General features: G+C 56.5%; 18 protein-coding genes. 9 read left to right on the top strand and 9 right to left on the bottom strand.

Translation table 11 applies throughout. The annotated features are described in order from the left end of the window. Positions 1 to 18: 18 nt before the first annotated feature. On the bottom strand, positions 19 to 1,236 hold the full coding sequence (gene lpxB / locus Pan97_RS05840; RefSeq protein ID WP_144971192.1) for a lipid-A-disaccharide synthase: 1,218 nt from the start codon (positions 1,234 to 1,236) through the stop codon (positions 19 to 21). 17 nt (positions 1,237 to 1,253) lie between these two features. Then, positions 1,254 to 2,003 (bottom strand): hypothetical protein, encoded by a 750-nt coding sequence (locus tag Pan97_RS05845; RefSeq protein ID WP_144971193.1) that lies wholly within the window; start codon positions 2,001 to 2,003, stop codon positions 1,254 to 1,256. A gap of 266 nt (positions 2,004 to 2,269) precedes the next feature. On the opposite strand from Pan97_RS05845, the gene Pan97_RS05850 reads away from it, so the two are divergent. The 3 genes from Pan97_RS05850 (at position 2,270) to Pan97_RS05860 (ending at position 5,271) form a co-directional block, all read left to right on the top strand. Beyond that, the gene (locus Pan97_RS05850) at positions 2,270 to 2,764 is read left to right on the top strand and encodes a DUF420 domain-containing protein (RefSeq protein WP_144971194.1); all 495 of its coding nucleotides are present in this window, start codon (positions 2,270 to 2,272) and stop codon (positions 2,762 to 2,764) included. Between the two features lie 118 nt (positions 2,765 to 2,882). Next, on the top strand, positions 2,883 to 4,337 hold the full coding sequence (locus Pan97_RS05855) for a sulfatase family protein (protein ID WP_144971195.1): 1,455 nt from the start codon (positions 2,883 to 2,885) through the stop codon (positions 4,335 to 4,337). A gap of 7 nt (positions 4,338 to 4,344) precedes the next feature. Then, on the top strand, positions 4,345 to 5,271 hold the full coding sequence (locus Pan97_RS05860) for a lactate/malate dehydrogenase family protein (protein WP_144971196.1): 927 nt from the start codon (positions 4,345 to 4,347) through the stop codon (positions 5,269 to 5,271). Here Pan97_RS05860 and Pan97_RS05865 read toward each other — a convergent pair. Further along, the gene (locus Pan97_RS05865) at positions 5,252 to 6,739 is read right to left on the bottom strand and encodes a DcaP family trimeric outer membrane transporter (RefSeq protein WP_144971197.1); all 1,488 of its coding nucleotides are present in this window, start codon (positions 6,737 to 6,739) and stop codon (positions 5,252 to 5,254) included. The two genes, Pan97_RS05860 and Pan97_RS05865, sit on opposite strands and share 20 nt — an antisense overlap. A 518-nt stretch (positions 6,740 to 7,257) precedes the next feature. On the opposite strand from Pan97_RS05865, the gene Pan97_RS05870 reads away from it, so the two are divergent. Beyond that, positions 7,258 to 7,668 carry a hypothetical protein gene (locus Pan97_RS05870; RefSeq protein ID WP_144971198.1) on the top strand — a complete coding sequence of 137 codons (411 nt, stop codon included), beginning with the start codon at positions 7,258 to 7,260 and terminating at the stop codon, positions 7,666 to 7,668. Between the two features lie 130 nt (positions 7,669 to 7,798). Beyond that, positions 7,799 to 8,416, top strand: a complete 618-nt coding sequence (locus Pan97_RS05875) for a heme-binding protein (protein WP_144971199.1) — start codon at positions 7,799 to 7,801, stop codon at positions 8,414 to 8,416. Here Pan97_RS05875 and Pan97_RS05880 read toward each other — a convergent pair. After that, the gene (locus tag Pan97_RS05880; RefSeq protein WP_144971200.1) at positions 8,413 to 9,009 is read right to left on the bottom strand and encodes a hypothetical protein; all 597 of its coding nucleotides are present in this window, start codon (positions 9,007 to 9,009) and stop codon (positions 8,413 to 8,415) included. The two genes, Pan97_RS05875 and Pan97_RS05880, sit on opposite strands and share 4 nt — an antisense overlap. A gap of 19 nt (positions 9,010 to 9,028) precedes the next feature. Here Pan97_RS05880 and Pan97_RS05885 point away from each other — a divergent pair, with 19 nt between their 5' ends. Further along, entirely contained in the window at positions 9,029 to 9,442 is a 414-nt protein-coding gene (locus Pan97_RS05885) for a hypothetical protein (RefSeq protein WP_144971201.1), read from the top strand. Here Pan97_RS05885 and Pan97_RS05890 read toward each other — a convergent pair. Then, positions 9,424 to 9,885 (bottom strand): cupin domain-containing protein, encoded by a 462-nt coding sequence (locus Pan97_RS05890; RefSeq protein ID WP_144971202.1) that lies wholly within the window; start codon positions 9,883 to 9,885, stop codon positions 9,424 to 9,426. The two genes, Pan97_RS05885 and Pan97_RS05890, sit on opposite strands and share 19 nt — an antisense overlap. 282 nt (positions 9,886 to 10,167) lie before the next feature. Here Pan97_RS05890 and Pan97_RS05895 point away from each other — a divergent pair, with 282 nt between their 5' ends. Continuing rightward, positions 10,168 to 11,115, top strand: a complete 948-nt coding sequence (locus tag Pan97_RS05895) for a PIG-L deacetylase family protein (RefSeq protein ID WP_144971203.1) — start codon at positions 10,168 to 10,170, stop codon at positions 11,113 to 11,115. Here Pan97_RS05895 and Pan97_RS05900 read toward each other — a convergent pair. Both Pan97_RS05900 and Pan97_RS05905 read right to left on the bottom strand, forming a co-directional pair. Further along, positions 11,089 to 12,030: a hypothetical protein gene (locus Pan97_RS05900; RefSeq protein ID WP_144971204.1), complete on the bottom strand. Its 942-nt coding sequence runs from the start codon at positions 12,028 to 12,030 to the stop codon at positions 11,089 to 11,091. The two genes, Pan97_RS05895 and Pan97_RS05900, sit on opposite strands and share 27 nt — an antisense overlap. 13 nt (positions 12,031 to 12,043) lie before the next feature. Next, complete coding sequence (locus tag Pan97_RS05905) at positions 12,044 to 12,475, bottom strand: DUF7832 domain-containing protein (protein WP_144971205.1); 432 nt, start codon at positions 12,473 to 12,475, stop codon at positions 12,044 to 12,046. Between the two features lie 167 nt (positions 12,476 to 12,642). Between Pan97_RS05905 and Pan97_RS05910 the strand changes: the two genes are divergently transcribed. Continuing rightward, positions 12,643 to 13,188: an imm11 family protein gene (locus Pan97_RS05910; protein WP_144971206.1), complete on the top strand. Its 546-nt coding sequence runs from the start codon at positions 12,643 to 12,645 to the stop codon at positions 13,186 to 13,188. Between the two features lie 329 nt (positions 13,189 to 13,517). Next, entirely contained in the window at positions 13,518 to 14,870 is a 1,353-nt protein-coding gene (locus tag Pan97_RS05915; protein WP_196782291.1) for a glucoamylase family protein, read from the top strand. Positions 14,871 to 14,910: 40 nt separating this feature from the next. Here the strand turns inward: Pan97_RS05915 and Pan97_RS05920 are convergent, their stop codons facing one another. Both Pan97_RS05920 and Pan97_RS05925 read right to left on the bottom strand, forming a co-directional pair. Next, on the bottom strand, positions 14,911 to 15,420 hold the full coding sequence (locus tag Pan97_RS05920) for a hypothetical protein (protein WP_144971207.1): 510 nt from the start codon (positions 15,418 to 15,420) through the stop codon (positions 14,911 to 14,913). 30 nt (positions 15,421 to 15,450) lie between these two features. After that, a complete protein-coding gene (locus Pan97_RS05925; RefSeq protein ID WP_144971208.1) occupies positions 15,451 to 16,293 on the bottom strand; it encodes a DUF2515 family protein in 843 nt (280 codons plus the stop codon). Positions 16,294 to 16,407: the final 114 nt, after the last annotated feature.

Consider the following 16,407-nt stretch of genomic DNA (forward strand, 5'->3'; position numbering starts at 1 on the left):
GGGCTTAGGATTCAATCGCTAGGCGGCCTTAGCATTCTGATCGATACTCTTCCCTTCCAGATGCGACAGGATATAGTCCGCACCTCGGTTGGAAGCCCCTTGGCCGACGACACGTTGCTTCAAAATACGCAGTTGCTCGACCGTCTTGCGCGTCGAGCCTGGCTCTTTCAGCCAGGCCGCGATGCGGCGGGCCATGTCGTCGCTGCGATTGCGGTAAGTCAGGTACTCAGGGAAGACCACTTCGTCGGCACCCTGGGCATCGGGATCGTAAGTGAAGTAGCCGTTCTCGTAGAACAATTCGTTCTTGGAGAGTAGGTTCACCAGCGTGATGTACTTCACCTTGCGGAAGTGACTTTGCACCCAGTGGGCAAACGGGCTGATCTTGTAGTGCACCACCGAAGGTTTTTCGTGGTACAAGAGTTCCAGCGAAACCGAGCCACTGCAAGCCAGGCAGCAGGTCGCGCTGTGAATCAGTTCCGGCGTCAGGTCGACGTGCACTTCGGCTTCCACGCCGGATGCCAACACGTGCTCGAAGGCGAGCGCTGCGTGTTTGTCGTTGAATGCGGCAATCGCAAAGCGAACATTGGAGACTTCCGCTTTGATCTTTTTCGCCGTTTCCAAAAAGACCGGCAGATTCGAGCTGACTTCCTGGCTTCGCGAGCCGGGAAGCAGCGTGACCAGCGGCGTGCTGTTCTCGTTTTGCTGGCGGACGAAGTCGGTGTCGAGCACCTGGTTTTCCAGTTCGTCGAAGTAAGGATGTCCGACGTACGTGGCGTTGCAGTCGCGCTCTTGATACCAGTCTTCCTCAAACGGAAGCTTGCACAGCGCGTGATCGACCAGCCGCCGCATCTTGCTAACACGCCACTCGGCCCAGGCCCACAGCTGAGGCGTCCCGTAATAAAAGACCGGGATGCCGTGCGCTTTGGCGCGTCCGGCGATCCACCAGTTGAAGCCCGGGTAGTCGATCAGGACGACTGCATCCGGTTTGTGTTCGCGAAAGTATCGATTGGCCCGCAGCATGAGGCCAATGAAGTTGTGTAGATTGAGGATTGCGCGCAGGAACCACATGATGGCCCAACGCGTCAGGTCCTCGTGAAGTTGGCAACCGGCTTCGGCCATCTTAGGCCCGCCGTAGCCAACGCATTTGATGTCTGGTCGGCGCGACTTGAGGGCACGAATTAAATTCGCACCATGCAGGTCGCCGCTCGGTTCGCCGACGCTGAAAAAAATCTCCATCGGTTCCGTCAACCTTTTTAGCCCGCCTTGCGTCTTGATTCGTCTTCGAAGAACGCGACTCGCAGATTCGGATGGATATCTGCAGGCCCGTTTGCTTCGCTGAAATCGACTTGGGTCCAACGCTGCTGTAACCAGCGGTGCCCGGCCCAATCTTTCCAGGACCAACAATCGGGAAGTGGGGAGGAGTCTGTCGGCTGGCCACCGATCGTATGAGACGGACAAACAGCGACTCGGTACCCTTGCATGCCAACCAACAAGGGTAAGCCGCGGCTAAGCCCTTGAATCTGTGGCAAGCGAACCAAGGCTTCACGGCGTGCTCCCCACACCAGCCGCGAAACGTCCCATCGTGTGTTACCTCCCATGCGCCGCGATAGCCAACCGGGTACGATTCGCAACCCTGGCACATGTTCTTTGCTTGCCGAAACAAGCACTAAATCCTGCTGGATCAACTGCTGCAACAATCCGTGAAGCACGCCACGCGGAATGCTGGTCTCGGCCGGCAAGTGGACGATCAGTTCTCCTTCGGCTACCTGAGTCCCGCAAAACAGGGCCGAAGAATATGTCCGAGGCCGATGGATCTCTACGCGTCTGATGCCCTCCCGCTGGTCAAATACCTTTGGGGTGTCCTGGCTATCGGCCGAGAGAGATAGCAGAATCACTTCGCTGGTCAGGTCACTTGCGCGCAAAACGTCCACCATCGTTTCCACCTGCTGACGGATCGATTCGTTCCAATCGGCGTAGGGAATGAACAGGGACAATTCGCGCATACAAGGGCTCACTACGAAGCGAATCCAGGGAAATAATCGGGCGAGAGTATGTCAAAACGAGCCAATCGCCGACAGGTCAGTTTCCAAAGAGGTGTCGACACTGCTAGCATCTGCCCCAAGCAGTCGCCGTAACTCCCCAAGAAACACATACTTCAAGCCGTCTGGGAAAGATTTCTATCGGTGATATCATCGAGAGGTGACGATAGTAAAACAGAGCGAGCACTCTTGTTGAAAATCCATCTGACAGCTCGCTATGGGGCCCATTGATGAACGCTTTATCGCTGATTGCACAGAACGCCGGCTTCCTGCCTACCCGCGGCTCGATCATGATCGACTTCGTCGCTGCGGCGATGTTCGGCATCATTTTGGTGCTGGCTGTCAGTATCTACCTGGTGCGGTATCGCCGTATGTATCAGGTGCACAAATGGATTCAGATTATCACCGGCGTGGTGCTGCTCGTCGCGGTGACGGCCTTTGAAGTGGACGTTCGGTTCTTTACCGACTGGGAAGCACTGGCCCAGCCCTCGAGCTTCAGCTCTGGCACGGTCCACGGACTACTGTATTTTCACCTGCTGTTTGCCATCCCAACGCCCCTTCTGTGGATCTATGTCATCTGGCACGGCATAACGAAGTTCCCTAACCCGGCCCAGCCCAGCCCGTACAGCCAAACGCATATCTTCTGGGCGCGACTGGCCGCGATCGGCATGCTGCTGACGGCGATCACCGGTTGGGTGTTTTACTATGCGGCGTTCGTGGCTTAAGTCGATGGAAAAGACCACTTCGCCTCGCGTCCTCGGAAACGTTGGCTGTGAGGCGTTCCCCGGTTTAGAATAAGGCTCTCGCCACTGATAGGACATTTCCTTCCTAGAGAGCCTTTCGATGAAAACCCCACTCTTCGCGATCCTGTTCACGATTCTGGCCAGCCCGCTCCTCGCTGCCGACCGTCCCAATATTCTGCTCTTCACCGCCGACGATTTGCACGCCGAGTCGCTTGGTGTTTACGGTGGCAAGCCTGAAGGTCTCACGCCGAATCTTGATGCTTTTGCAGCTCAGAGCATGAAATTCAACCGGGCTCATGTGAACGCCGCGATCTGTGCCCCGTGCCGAGCGATCATCGCGACGGGACGATACAGCCATCGCTCTGGGGCGATGGGCTTCATGCCGGCTCGCGAAGACGTGCCGGACATCGTCACCACGCTTCAGGCGGCAGGGTATCATGCAGGCATCCTCGGCAAGGTAGGGCACTCGACGCCGAAGAAGTCGATGAAGTGGGATTACGCGTTTGACCAGCAAGACCTGGGCAATGGCCGCAATCCGCAGATTTACTACGAGCGCGCGAAGACCTTTCTGAAAGAATGTCAGGACGCCGGCAAGCCGTTCTACTTCATGGTGAACTCACACGATCCGCATCGTCCGTATTGCAATCCCGAGAAACTTACCAAGGGGGCCGCGATGCCGTCGAAGGTCTACACGGCGGAAGACGTCGACGTCCCAGGCTTTCTGCCTGACCTGCCCGGCGTGCGCGCGGAATTGGCGACCTACATGAACTCGACGCGCCGCCTTGACGATACGTTCGGCAAAGTGATGCAGGCCCTCGAAGAGTCAGGCCAGGCCGACAATACGTTGGTGCTGTTCATCACCGACAACGGCATTGCCGTTCCTTTCGCCAAGTGCAATGCCTGGTTCCACAGCACTCGCAGCCCGCTCTTGGTGCGCTGGCCTGGTCACATCCAGCCAGGCTCGGTGGACGATCAGAACTTCGTTTCGGTCGTCGACTTCTTTCCGACCTTCCTCGACGTGACGAAGGCCGCTGTCCCAGAAGGGCTCGACGGGCGTTCGTTCCTGCCGCTGCTCAAAGGGGAAAAACAAAAGGGACGCGAGTACGTCTTCACGCAGATCGACTCCAAGGCTGGCGGAGCCGCCGTGCCGATGCGCTGCGTGCAGAACGAGAACTACGGCTACATCTACAACCCGTTCAGCAACGGCCAGTACTACTATCGCAACAACAACGAAGGGAAGACGATGGCCGCGATGAACGAGGCCGCCAAGAGCGACCCTGCCATTCAAGCCCGCGTTGATCTGTTCCGCTACCGCGTGCCGGAAGAGTTTTATGATTTGAAGAATGACCCGAACTGTTTACATAACCTGATCGACAACCCCGAGTACGCCGCTAAGATCAAAGAGCTGCAAGGGCAACTGGTCGCGCATATGAAAGCGACCGAAGATCCCATGCTGGCGGCGTTTGCCAGTCGCGATGATCGCACGAAGGTGGATGAGGTGCTGACCGCGACCTACGGCAATTGGAAAGCCAAGGGAAAGAAACCTAAAAAGTAAGATTTCGATGAAAATCACCATCGTCGGCACCGGTCGGGTCGGAGCCGCCATCGCGTTCGCGGCCACAATCAATCCCATGGCCAGCGAGTTGCTGCTACTAAATCGTACCCGCGACACGGCCGAAGGGGAGGCAATCGATCTTTCGCATGCGACGGCCACGCAGAACAGCAGCATGCGAATTCGGGCTGGCGATATCACCGATTCGGCTGGATCGGATGTGATCATCTTCACGGCGTCGGTTCCTTACGGTGATCCCCACCGAAAACGATCGGAACTGGCCGGCGATAACCTGGCGATTCTCAAGCACTGGATCCCCTTGCTGGCCGAGGTTAGTCCCGACGCGATCATCATCATGGTCAGCAACCCGGTCGATGCGATGACCTACGCGGCGCTGAAGCTCTCCGGCTTTCCGCCTCATCGGGTGCTGGGGACGGGGACACTGCTCGATAGCGTTCGCTACCGCGCGATGCTGTCGACCGAATTGGAAATCCACGCCGATGATATCCGGGCCTATATCTTGGGCGAACATGGCGACACGCAATTTGCCGCGCATTCGTTATCGATGACCGGCGGCGAGCGTTTCTACCCCAGCGATATGTCACGCCGCTTGTTCGAGAAAACCGTGAAGATCGGCTACGAAGTTTCGCAGCTCAAAGGGCACACCAGCTATGGCATTGCGCTGGGGACGATGATGATCCTGGATAGTATCGTTTACGACCTGCGTCATACGATGCCGGTGAGCGTGCTGATTGAAGACACCTTCGGCGTGAACGACGTTTGCTTGAGCCTGCCGGCCGTCATCGGTCGGCAAGGTGTGACGCGCGTGCTGCGGCCGCCACTTTCCGAAGACGAGCAAGCCGCGTTTCAGCGCAGCGGCGAAGCGGTTGGCAACTGCATTCGCGGTATGGGCGCGATCAGGGAAGATCAAAGATAAACGACGTTTGCAAGCGATTGGCGGCTCCGACGTCGCCGTTGATGTTCTCACGGATACCATACAGGTATTCCGTACCGATGCGAACGCGATCGGAGGGTTGCCAAATCAAGTTGATGGCCAGGTAGGTCGTCTCATGGACTTCGGTGCCTGCTTGTCCCGGCAGGTTATCCAGCGTGTTTTCGGCATAGGTGAAGTTGGAACTCCACTCGTCATTCCATTCGTGCGTCATCCCCACCATCCAGCCCATCATGCTCAGCAGGTCACTCTGGGTAACCGATATGGGAGCAGCATCCGGCAAGCCGCGATAACTGCCGATCCCGTCGCCGAAGACGATCTGGTAGTACGCTTTGGTGCGGGGTCGCACGAGCATCGCTCCCGTGAAATTGAAGCCCCAGGCATAACGCGTAATGACCTCTTCCCCGTCAGGCTGAAAGCCACCGATGCGATGCAGCGACGCGACTTGGAATTGCCCCCACTCCTTGTCCAGTCGCAGGTGCCCGACGAAGTCCGGGGAAGGGGACCGCGACTCGCCCATGACCCCCATCGGCACATCGATGATGAAGCGGGTATCTTCCACCGCCACGGCGAGCTCAAGGTCTTCTCGAAAGAAGAGAGTCGTCCAACGTGCCTGGGCCTGGCGGCGATTCACGGCAGAGACCGAGCCTTCAAAGTCAAGCGTGGCAGGAGCAGCCGACGTATCGGTGAACGTGGTAAAGGTTCGCCCAACCAGCAAGTGGCCAGACTCGCCATACGCGTGTCGCAGGCGAAACTGATCGTCATCACTGAAAAAGTCACCTTCAACATAAATACGAACGACATGGCTGTCTGCCGCCAGCCAGCGTGTGTCGAAACTCATACGCGTTTGCCGAGCATGAAACCGCGAGTTCGTCCGCGGCGGCGCTCCGACCGGAATATCGGTCGTCACGAACGAGTCGGTCGAGTCGATCGGATTGAAGTCGTAGATGAAGTCGGCTTTTACGTACCCGCCAATTTTCATCGCGACATTATCACCGTAGATAATCAGCCCATCGTCGAAGGCAGGAGCCGAATAAAAGTCGAAGCCAATATCGAGCCGGCGCGACTCGCTCATGAACTGCTGGCCGGTGAAGTTCTGCAAGACGGGATCTTCCACCATGGCTTCGGGTTGGTAGAACCTCGCGGAGACCGGCAGCAGGTTCGGCGGCTCAGGGGGCGTTAAATCGGTCGGTTGGAGGTTCGCCGCTGAAATCACGACCGGCTGAACATGCGAAGCCAACATCACCTCGCCTGGCTGCGAGGGGATAGTCCGTGGATGGTTCAACTGCTGTCCGAAATCAGAGGTAACGCTAGGGTAGGCCTCGCCCGCATCGCGGAACCAATCGTCGGCCGGAAGATCGCTCGCCAATAACCAAACGACCCCCATGACCAGGCAACGAGCCCAGCCGTTGCCGGAGCCGGCAGGACGCGACGTTTGGAAGTGGTGAAACATTGTCTTTGGTTAGACCGTGTTGGCGAGCCGGTTCAGGTGCCGAAGTCCCAGGTCATTTGCTGGCACTGATAGCATGGGCGAACGTGAGGTGACGGACCACGTCCCTTTCGATATCGCAATGCCCCGCTGGTAATCTTTAACGACTTTGCGGACTGCGAAAGAGATTCGCCCAACTGGTCGATCCGCTGGCGCCAGTGATTGCATTGTGTTTAGGTCCCCGTGGGTAAGGGGCCCAGGGTATCGCGAGAGGTCCATGCTCAGCATGAGAGAGGCTTCGTTTTCGTTGGACCATTTTTCCCGAAAGCTGCGACATTGCGCCTTAAGAGCGTCCATCAATTGAGCCTATGTAAGGTTGTTATATGAGGTATGCCGTGACATGCCTACAAGAATATCACCAACCTTCATCATGATATTGCTTCAATACGGTCTCTCGATCTGATACAAAACGTATCCATTGGGTGAACTCGGCGTGCGTTTGCCCTCGTGTGTGTCGGGGCGTTGGTCTGTGAGAGAATCGAATGAGTGGGAATTTGCCATTGGCAATTGTCGGTGGCGCCATCGCGGCGATCGTGGGGGCTGCCATTTGGGCCGTGGTTACTTTAATGACTGGCTATCAGATTGGCTTCATGGCGATTGGCGTTGGCTTTCTGGTTGGCATTGCCGTTCGCGTGGCAGGCCAAGGAGGTTCCCCGGCGTTTGGCGTAGTGGGCGCGCTGTTCTCGCTTTTCGGGTGTATGCTCGGAAATTTCCTGACCGTGATCGGCGTGATCGCGGACGGGTCCGGGATGGGCTTTTTTGAGGCTTTGATCAGCTTCAACTACGCTCATACCTTCGAGGTCATGTACGCCACCTTTTCTCCGATGGACCTCTTGTTCTACGGCATTGCGATCTACGAAGGCTTCAAGTTCGGAACCATGGAAGAGGAGTAGCCATTAGCCTGGGGCCAGTGTTCCGGCTAGTCAGGCTAATGGGCGTCTCTAAAGTGTCGTTATCAACCGGTAGCGTTTGCGGTAGACCAAAGTGGCGTCAGTTTTCTTCACTTTGACAGGAGCCGACTAAATGTCTGCCAAGAGTGCTCTCTGCTTGCTTGCGATCGCGATATCGTGGACCGTCCCAATCACGATCCAAGCGGAAGACAAACCGCCAGCGGCGAAACTCGATGCGCCACTTCCTGATGGCTGGCCCGAACCCTCCGCCCCGGGAGAGATCTCGGTGAAAGAATACCCCGCGTACCGCAGTGCCGTGGCCAAGAGCGGTATGACGATGGACCGTGCTGATAATGTTCTATTCTGGCAATTGTTTGCTCACATCCAGGCTAACGAAATCGCGATGACCGCACCGGTCGTCAATACGTATAAGAAGTCGAATGATGGGCAGCAAGTTGAAATGGAATTCCTGTATCGCACCACGAAACAAGGAGAGGCGGGCAAGGGGCTGGGGCAAGTTAAAGTCGAAGACCACCCTCGGCAAACCTTCGCCGCGTTGGGGGTGCAAGGTAAGATGAATGCCGAAGTATACCAAGATTCGCTGAAGCAGTTGGACGCCTGGCTTCAAAAGAATCCCCAGTGGAAGCAAAACGGAGATCCTCGCCGCCTCGGCTACCATGGCCCGATGACGCCTCAGGCTAAACGGCTTTGGGAGGTTCAAATACCGGTCAAAGCGGTCGACCCGGATTAAGAACCTGCCAAAGGGTTCTTCCCGTCGCTCAATCGGCAGATGATCGCCGTATCATTCATTGAGCGAAGCAGGATCGAAATGCGGAACTGCTTCCCGCATACGGCCGATTCAAACTCGGGGCACTCTCGCATGAGTAAGTCGAAGACCGACTGTGCATGCTGGGTAATCTCGTCCGCCTCGCTATCGGTAAGCTCGGCATTGTAGGTGTACAGGCCACAGGCAATCTCGTTGACCGGCTGCATGCGAAACGCGGCCCCGTCCAGCATTAAGGTCGCTCCATCCAGAAAGTGCAGCATCGTTTGCCGATAGTCCTCCCCTCGCGTCTTGAGCATGCGCGAATCGAGGACGACAAACTCTTCCGGCCGCTTACCGGCCAGTCGCGGCACCAGGTAGTTGCCGCCGTAGGCGAACACGAGCATGGCGATCCCCACGCCGCCGGCCGCGTGCGCGACCATTTCAAACCAACTGAATATCAGCAGGGTTAGTCCCAAGTACCAGACTGGTCCATAGAGTCGGTAGAATAGAAGATACCACCAGGGAGATGGTGACGTCTCTTGTCGCGACTCGAGCGGCGATTGATATGGGTTATTCATAGATCCGCTGAGAGTTATCGTGAACGAAGAACACACCGCAAACTCAAACCAACCGCCAGCAAGCCAACGGCGCTGGTTGCGTGTGCGATACGCGATCTATGCCGTGGTGATTTTGGCAATCGTGCTCGGGGTGATCGACTACCAAAGGTACCATGCCCAACTCGATCGGGCGATGGCGGTGGTCTATCAACTGGAAGGACGGGCTGGTTCCATTCTCGATTGGCCCTTCGGTCGAGAAATGGTCGTAACATTCGAACGTTCATTAACCAGTGAAGAACTCGAGCGGCTCGGCATCTTGAATTCTCTGCAAGGCCGTCACGTTATTTCGGTATGGTTTCGCTGCCAGATGACGCCGCAGCAACTCGCAGCCGCCCAGGCGGCACTGCCTGATCTCAATGTTCGACAGGTCGACGATCAAAGTCCCGACGGGTGATCGTGGTTTTCCAATTCGCGGGTCACTTTCTCCCCTTGGATGCCGGCGTAGAAGACGATGATCTCGGCGTCGGCCTTGCCGTTGTTCTCGCCCCAGTGCGGCTTCTCGACTACTTCAATCAGCGAGTCCCCCGCTTTGAGCTTCTTCACCTGGCCGTTCTCCATGTGCACGTCAAGTTCCCCCTGAAGCAAAACGCCGGCGTTAATCACCGTGTGCAAGTGTAGGGGCGTCTTCGATCCGGCGGGAATGACGATCCGCAGGATGGTGATCTCCGGTTGTCCTTCCGGGTACGCCGGTAGCGGCTTGCCATCCCAGGCATCGATCGACTTGGCCAGCACGGTTACTTTCAAAGGCCCGCCTGGATCGTGAGCCCAGGCCATGCTCAGCCCGCCAATGACCAACAGTCCGAGAGAAATCATCCAGGGGCGTGTGAACCAATTCATCGGAAACCTTTTCAAGTCCTGCGGCCAAGGGGATTGAAGTCGATCGCGGTACGCTGCGAGTGTAGCATTTTTTGGGTGACATGCCTGTTAAAAATATTCCCACCCAGCCATCTGCTTGCCTGGGAGAGCCGGTGGAAAAAGATATCACGATCTATTTCATGTGAAAACGTCCCATGAAACTTGCCGAATTGCCGACGTCAGGGCTCGACTTGGCCGATTTTGCTCGACTATGCTGAAGGGAGTTCGTCCGCACAACAATCCCACCCTTCGAGAATTCCCCCAATGCTCATTTCACCGCGAAACGGCCTCCTTCTTGGGGCTGCTCTGTTGACGTTGGCCTTACTAACTCCTGGCATCGCCCAGGCTCAATCGCCTGACGCTGCCGAGGCCGATGCTGGCAAAAAGCTTCGCATCATCTGTTTTGGCGCCCATCCGGACGATGCCGAATACAAGAGCGGCGGTTGTGCGATCAAGTGGGCCAAGCAAGGGCACCACGTGAAGTTGGTTTCGGTCACCAATGGGGACATCGGCCACTGGCAGATGTCTGGTGGCGAATTGGCCCGGCGCCGCGCCGCCGAATCGGCCGAAGTTGCCAGGCGGATGGGAGTGGTGTCGGAAGTGCTCGACATTCACGATGGCGAACTGATGCCGACGCTGGAGAACCGCCGCAAGATCACGCGTCTCATTCGCGACTGGAAAGCGGACATCGTCATCAGTCATCGTCCCTGGGACTATCATCCTGATCATCGCAACGTCGGGGTTCTCGTACAGGATGCGGCATTCATGGTGATGGTGCCGTACTTCTGTCCCGATACGCCGGCGTTGAAAGCCAACCCGGTGTTTCTTTACTCGAGCGATCGTTTTCAAAAGCCCTATCCCTTCCGCCCCGATGTCGCCGTCTCGCTGGACGATGTGTTCGAGAAAAAGGTCGGCGCCCTGATGGCGTTAGAATCGCAAATCTTTGAAGGGGGCGCGCTGGGCAGCCCCGAGTTCGTCGCCAGCGTTCCGCCTGCTTCTCAGCCGGAACTACGCCGCAAGTACCTTCACGATCGCTGGGTCAACCGCCAAGGTGGCGAAGCCAAACAGTACCGCGGCCTGTTGCAGCAGTGGTACGGAGAGGAACTCGGCAACAAGATTCAATACGCCGAGACCTTTGAAGTGTGCGAATACGGTCGCCAGCCAACCCCGGAAGAACTGCGCGAGTTATTTCCGTTCTTTCCCGAGCGGTGAGTGATTCGCCGCTTCATTCATCCAACCCCAGGCATCCGCGCGGTAGTGACTTGGCACCAGCGGCCAGCGGTCGTTGTGCGCGTGCTTGGCATACTGGTTGGGGAACTCTCCAAAGATCATGCGGGTATCGATCGGCAGGAAGGTGAACGCATGCTGGTCGCCTAAGACCGATTGAATGAACGCTCGCGTAGGTTCGATGTTGCCGTTCTCGCACACCAGATAGGGGCGGCCAGCCACGCGTTTGAGCCGTTGGCTTGCCTTTTCGCGGTAAGCTTCCAGTGGGCTTCCCCATTCGGTCCCGCGCCACGAGCGGACGCCGTCGAAGTGATCGTGCGTGATGAAGGCCGTCCAAAGCTTCGCCACTTCGTCGTCGTGTAGGCCCAGGAAGTTCACGCCGATTGCCCCGCGCGAGAAGCCGCACAAGAACACGGCATCGGGATTGGCGTGAAACTGCTCGATGATCCGCGGCACGTTCGTCTTCGCGTAGGCAACCGTCGCATCGACGTCCCCCCACCAGGTAATTGCGTTTGACTTGCCATCGGCAGAAATCATCGGAAGCACGACCCAAATGAACTGGCCGCCTGAAAGCCCATAGCCGAGCCCGGCGTCTTCAACCTTGCCGGTTGATCCAGCAGCCGGGTAATAGTTGCCGGTATATTCGAAAATGATGGGCAACCGTTCTCCCTCGGCCGACCAGTGCTTGGGCAAGAAGACCATATGATGTACGTCGGTGCCAACGTACTCTTTCGCTTGCTGACGGGTGCAAACGCCCGCGGAAGGCGGAGCTTGCACGACTTCCGGAAGGGCCAGCGCTTGCGTCGATTCCACGTCAAGTTCAACCGCCGTCGCTATCGCCGCAAAGCAGAACAGGCAGCAACATGCGGCGGTAATCGACGGCAACGCAATTCGTTTCATGGTCACCCCACGGCTACTCAGCGTGCTCTTTCCAATCGGCCAGACGCTGGTCGAGGACCGGTTTCAATTGGTCGTAGTTGGCCCAGCTATCTTCGATCTCGTAGATGCTGTCGACGTCCTCGGTGAAAAGTTCTTCGTAGTCCTCGATGTATTCGCCCCCTTCCATGTCGAAGTAGTCTTCAGTGAACTCCTGCCCGGTCTCACCGAGTTCTTCGTCGGTAAACTTCCCATCGCAGGCCGCCATGAAGAATTCGCCGGGCGCGATCGCGCGAGCGTTCAGCTTTTCCACGAGTTCCGCCCAGTCCTCCTGAAACTGGGAACTGGCTAAGCCGGAAAGTACTGCCCAAGCCACATACATGCCAATATGCGTTCCGCCCGCCGCGTCGGGTAGGTCTTTGGGGAAGTTGTCCGAACCATAATGCCACGAGGCGTCGTCGTACTTCATGTTTGCATTCTCTGGGGAAGGTTGTTAACCTCGCATCGCCGCAGGCGACCATGCGGGATAGGACGTGTTGGCGTCAGGGAATGTTTTACCTACTCCGGCGATCCGGTACCAGCAATTTCTTTCGGCCCCGACGGCAGGACATGCGGGGCAGTCGTAAAGGGGGCGGAATGCTTTACAAACTCGAGGACGACGTCGACACGTACTACGGATTCTTTTGGGAAGACAAGTCCCATTACATGGCTTACATTTCGTCCGATCCGCTGGGCGCCAGTTGGAAGCCGCCGACCATCCATTCGCCAGGTTTACCGAGAAAGATTCTGAAGCTAGGTCCCCCCGACTTCGCTAATGTGAGTCCTGGCATGTACTTGATGAAGCCGCATGTTTACGAAGCATTGCGGCCACTTATTGAAGATGCCGGAGAACTCTTCCAGGCCGAGACCAGTCGAGGACCCTACCTGCTGTTTCATGTCACCAGCGAAATCGATTGCCTTGATCGAGGTCAATCGAAGGTCTCCTACTCGGACGACGAGCAAACCCAAGTCAGGTCCGTAAGCCGGTACAAGTTTCGGGAAGATGCGATTCAAGGAAGCCACCTCTTTCGGATCCCTGAAACGTACAAGCTTGAGTCGTTTGTGTCTCAGCAAGTGAAAGATGTTGCCCAGGCAGAAGGCTTTACTGGCTTCTTCTTTGAAAAGCTACGTTTCGCGGACTAGAGCAGCGGTGCGCGATGATCGAATGATCTGACTGGCGACGCTCCGTCTTGCCTGCTTCTGGGTAAGAAAAAACCGGAAGAATCTACGGAATTTCTCTCGTTGAATCCCTCTGTATGGTGGTATTGCGGTAAGTCGCACCGTAAAACGGCTTTTGTAGAGGGTCCTTTCCCTTTAAAAGCCGACCATTCTTGTATATTATTCACTGCTCGCCGAGATGATAGCACGGCCACCTTGAGGGCAGGTGCGATTCCGACCGCGAGCTGACTGGGGCAAGTTTTACCTACCTCTGCATCCATAACCTATCCTTCCCCGAATCGAGGAGGTCGCACGTGAAGCGTCGTACTTTCCTCGCGGCCGGCCTCTCGCTTCCCCTGGTGATGAGTGGAGTGCTGCCGCGCAGGGTACATTCCGAAACCATCTCCGATTCGCCCACTTACGATCTGCGGGGGGAAGCACTCGTCCGTGATATGCAGCGGCGCTGCTACCGGTACTTCCTGGAGGCGGTCGATCCCAAGACTCAACTGGTTGCCGACCGAGCGGCAGCCGATGGAAGCAATTACAGTCGCCACGCCAGTAGTGCGGCTTGCGGCTTCGGCCTGGCCTCGCATGCGATCGCTGCCCAGTACGGTTGGGCTCCCCGTGAAGAGATCCAAGGCCGCGTGCGAACGATGCTCCGTTCGCTCAGTGGTATCGTCGCGCACGAAAAGGGATTCGTCTATCACTTCTTCGACATCAAAACCGGCAAACGGGCACTTCGCTCGGAGGCCTCTTCGGTCGATACGGCCTTGATGCTCGCCGGAGCGATGTCCGCTACGGTCGCTTTCGAGGATGACTCCGAAATCGGACGGCTTACGGATCAGCTTTACAACCGAGTCGAATGGTCGTGGCTGCTCGGTGAGAACGGCTGTTTGCACATGGGCTACCTGCCTGAGATCGGCATCTTGCCGCATCAGTGGGATCAGTTCAGCGAGCATCTGATTCTGTCGCTGTTGGCAATCGGCGCGCCGTCGCACCCGATTCCGCCGTCGAGCTGGGATGCCTGGCGACGCGAGCCGGTGCTCAGTTTCAACGGGCAAGAGTTCCTCAGCTATCCGCCGCTGTTCGTGCATCAGTACCCGCTGGCGTTCTTCGATTTTCAGAACTACCGCGCACCGAGCGGTCGTAGCTTCTATCGCAACGCCCAGATCGCTCACCACGCGCACATCGACTTCCTGACCAGGCTCGGACAGAAGTATCCCGAGCAGATGGGGCACTACGGCGCCGACTTGTGGGGCATCACCAGCAGCGACAGCCAGTTCGGCTACCGCGACTGGGGCGGGCCTTACAAGAACGACCGCGTCGAGCCTGATCGAGAGATCGACGGAACGATCGTCCCCAGTGCCGCCGCCGGCGCGCTGGCCGTGATGCCACAGGAAGCGCTGCGCACGCTCGAGTTCCAAAAGGCACACTTCGGCGAGAAGATCTACGGCCACTACGGCTTCGTCAACGCATTCAATCCGGCCAACGGCTGGGTCAACCCCGACGTCATCGGCATCGACACCGGTATCTCGCTAATGATGGCCGAAAACATGCTGACTGGCGGCCTGTGGAATCTCTTCATGCAGCACCCAGCCGCTCAGCGCGGCTTGAAGCTGGCGGGCTTTACACCGACAGGGACGACGGTTTTGACGAGTAGTCCCTGACTCGAAGGGCAGGGCAACGAAGGCCCTGTCTGAGCTACGATCAGGAAAGGCTCTTGGTAACCGAGGGACGATCGAACATCAATTGAAACGTGTATCGATCTCTGTCCTGCTGCTTGTAAATCGTCATCGCAAACGTATCTTCCTGGATCAATCCTCCAAAGCTCCAGGGAGGTGACTTCCTGGGAGTCTTGGACTTGGCAAGCGTCTCGATGAGTTCCTCGAATTCCGCTTTTTGCGAGGGACGAATGAATCCGCCATGTGCTTTGAGGAGTTCGAGCGTTTCGTTTTGGACTTTGGAAAGGTCTTCGCGCGTTAGTGCGTAAAGGTGAGGATTGACGCGAACGAATAGCAGGATGCGTTGCTCAAACGAGAGGGTTAGGAGTCCGGCGTTGTCAAATCGAACGACTCCTTCGGTGAGAAGATAGTGGACGTTCACCGGCCCGGTAATCGCCCCGCTTTGTTTTGGGCGATTCGGGTCTAGTTTCAGAGGTTCGGAGGCACGATTGGCGACCTCTTGAATGCTCATACCTGGGCTGCAGAATACTTCCATGGCGATGCTTTGCGAATGTTGGACGGCGAGCTAGTTGACTTCAGGGTAGTTCGGCAGATCGTTCTTTCCAAAGTTTTCGCCGATCGTGGAAATGCTTTCTTGCATTTTCTCTGGATGCTCGTTCATAAGTTTGTGATAGTATTCAAGCGTCGGAACGGCCACATCGTTAAATCGAGAATCTCGGTCCGTAAACTTAGAAGGTGGAGCTTTATAGTAGAACTCATTCTTGGCAACGCAACTCGGATCGAATGAGGCTTGCTCTTCTTGGCCCAGTCCGATTAATTGAGCTCTCTTATTGAGTGTTTGTGCGGCTTCAAAGCCTTCTTTTGCCTCTTGGTTTTCCTCTTTCTCGAATGCCTGTTGGAGCACGATGTTCTGTTCGTAATCGGCATGATCATACATGGCGTCGAATTTAAGAGCTTCCTTCTTTACGGGATCCGTTTCCTTTTCTGCTTGATCGTATTTTGCAAATCCTCGTGCCAGTGTTTTGTCGAGCTTGCCATTCTTCGCTAACAACTGAACGCAGCAGGGGCTCTTTTCATACAGGTCATAGGTAGGATAAATGTCTTCGAAAATGGCCTTATTTCCCACCATCAAAAGTTGCTTGCTATCGTCTGACTTATTCGATGTGTCAACCAGCTTTTCGCCAAGCCAAGTCAATGCTTTATCAGCCCAGGAATAGCCCGAGTTAACAGAGTTCTTTTTGAGATGGTCAGCATACCTCATGTTGCATCCCATCTGCTTCGATACGAACACCGCTGCGCCCATCCAGTGGAACTTGCCGTTGCTGCGTTGATACGCATCGGCGTAGGTCTTGGTGATTCGTCGATTTACTTCGCTGGCATCGTTCAATTCTTGCCCGTTTTCCGACAAGACCTGCTTGGCGGATTCCTTCGCTTCTTCGTACTTCTTCTCGCACTCTTCCAGGTTGCAATCCGTGCAGTTTTCCGCGACGCCACCAGTCATTTCGATCGATTCCTGAACAGC

It is taken from the genome of Bremerella volcania (assembly GCF_007748115.1).
Lineage (GTDB): Bacteria > Planctomycetota > Planctomycetia > Pirellulales > Pirellulaceae > Bremerella > Bremerella volcania.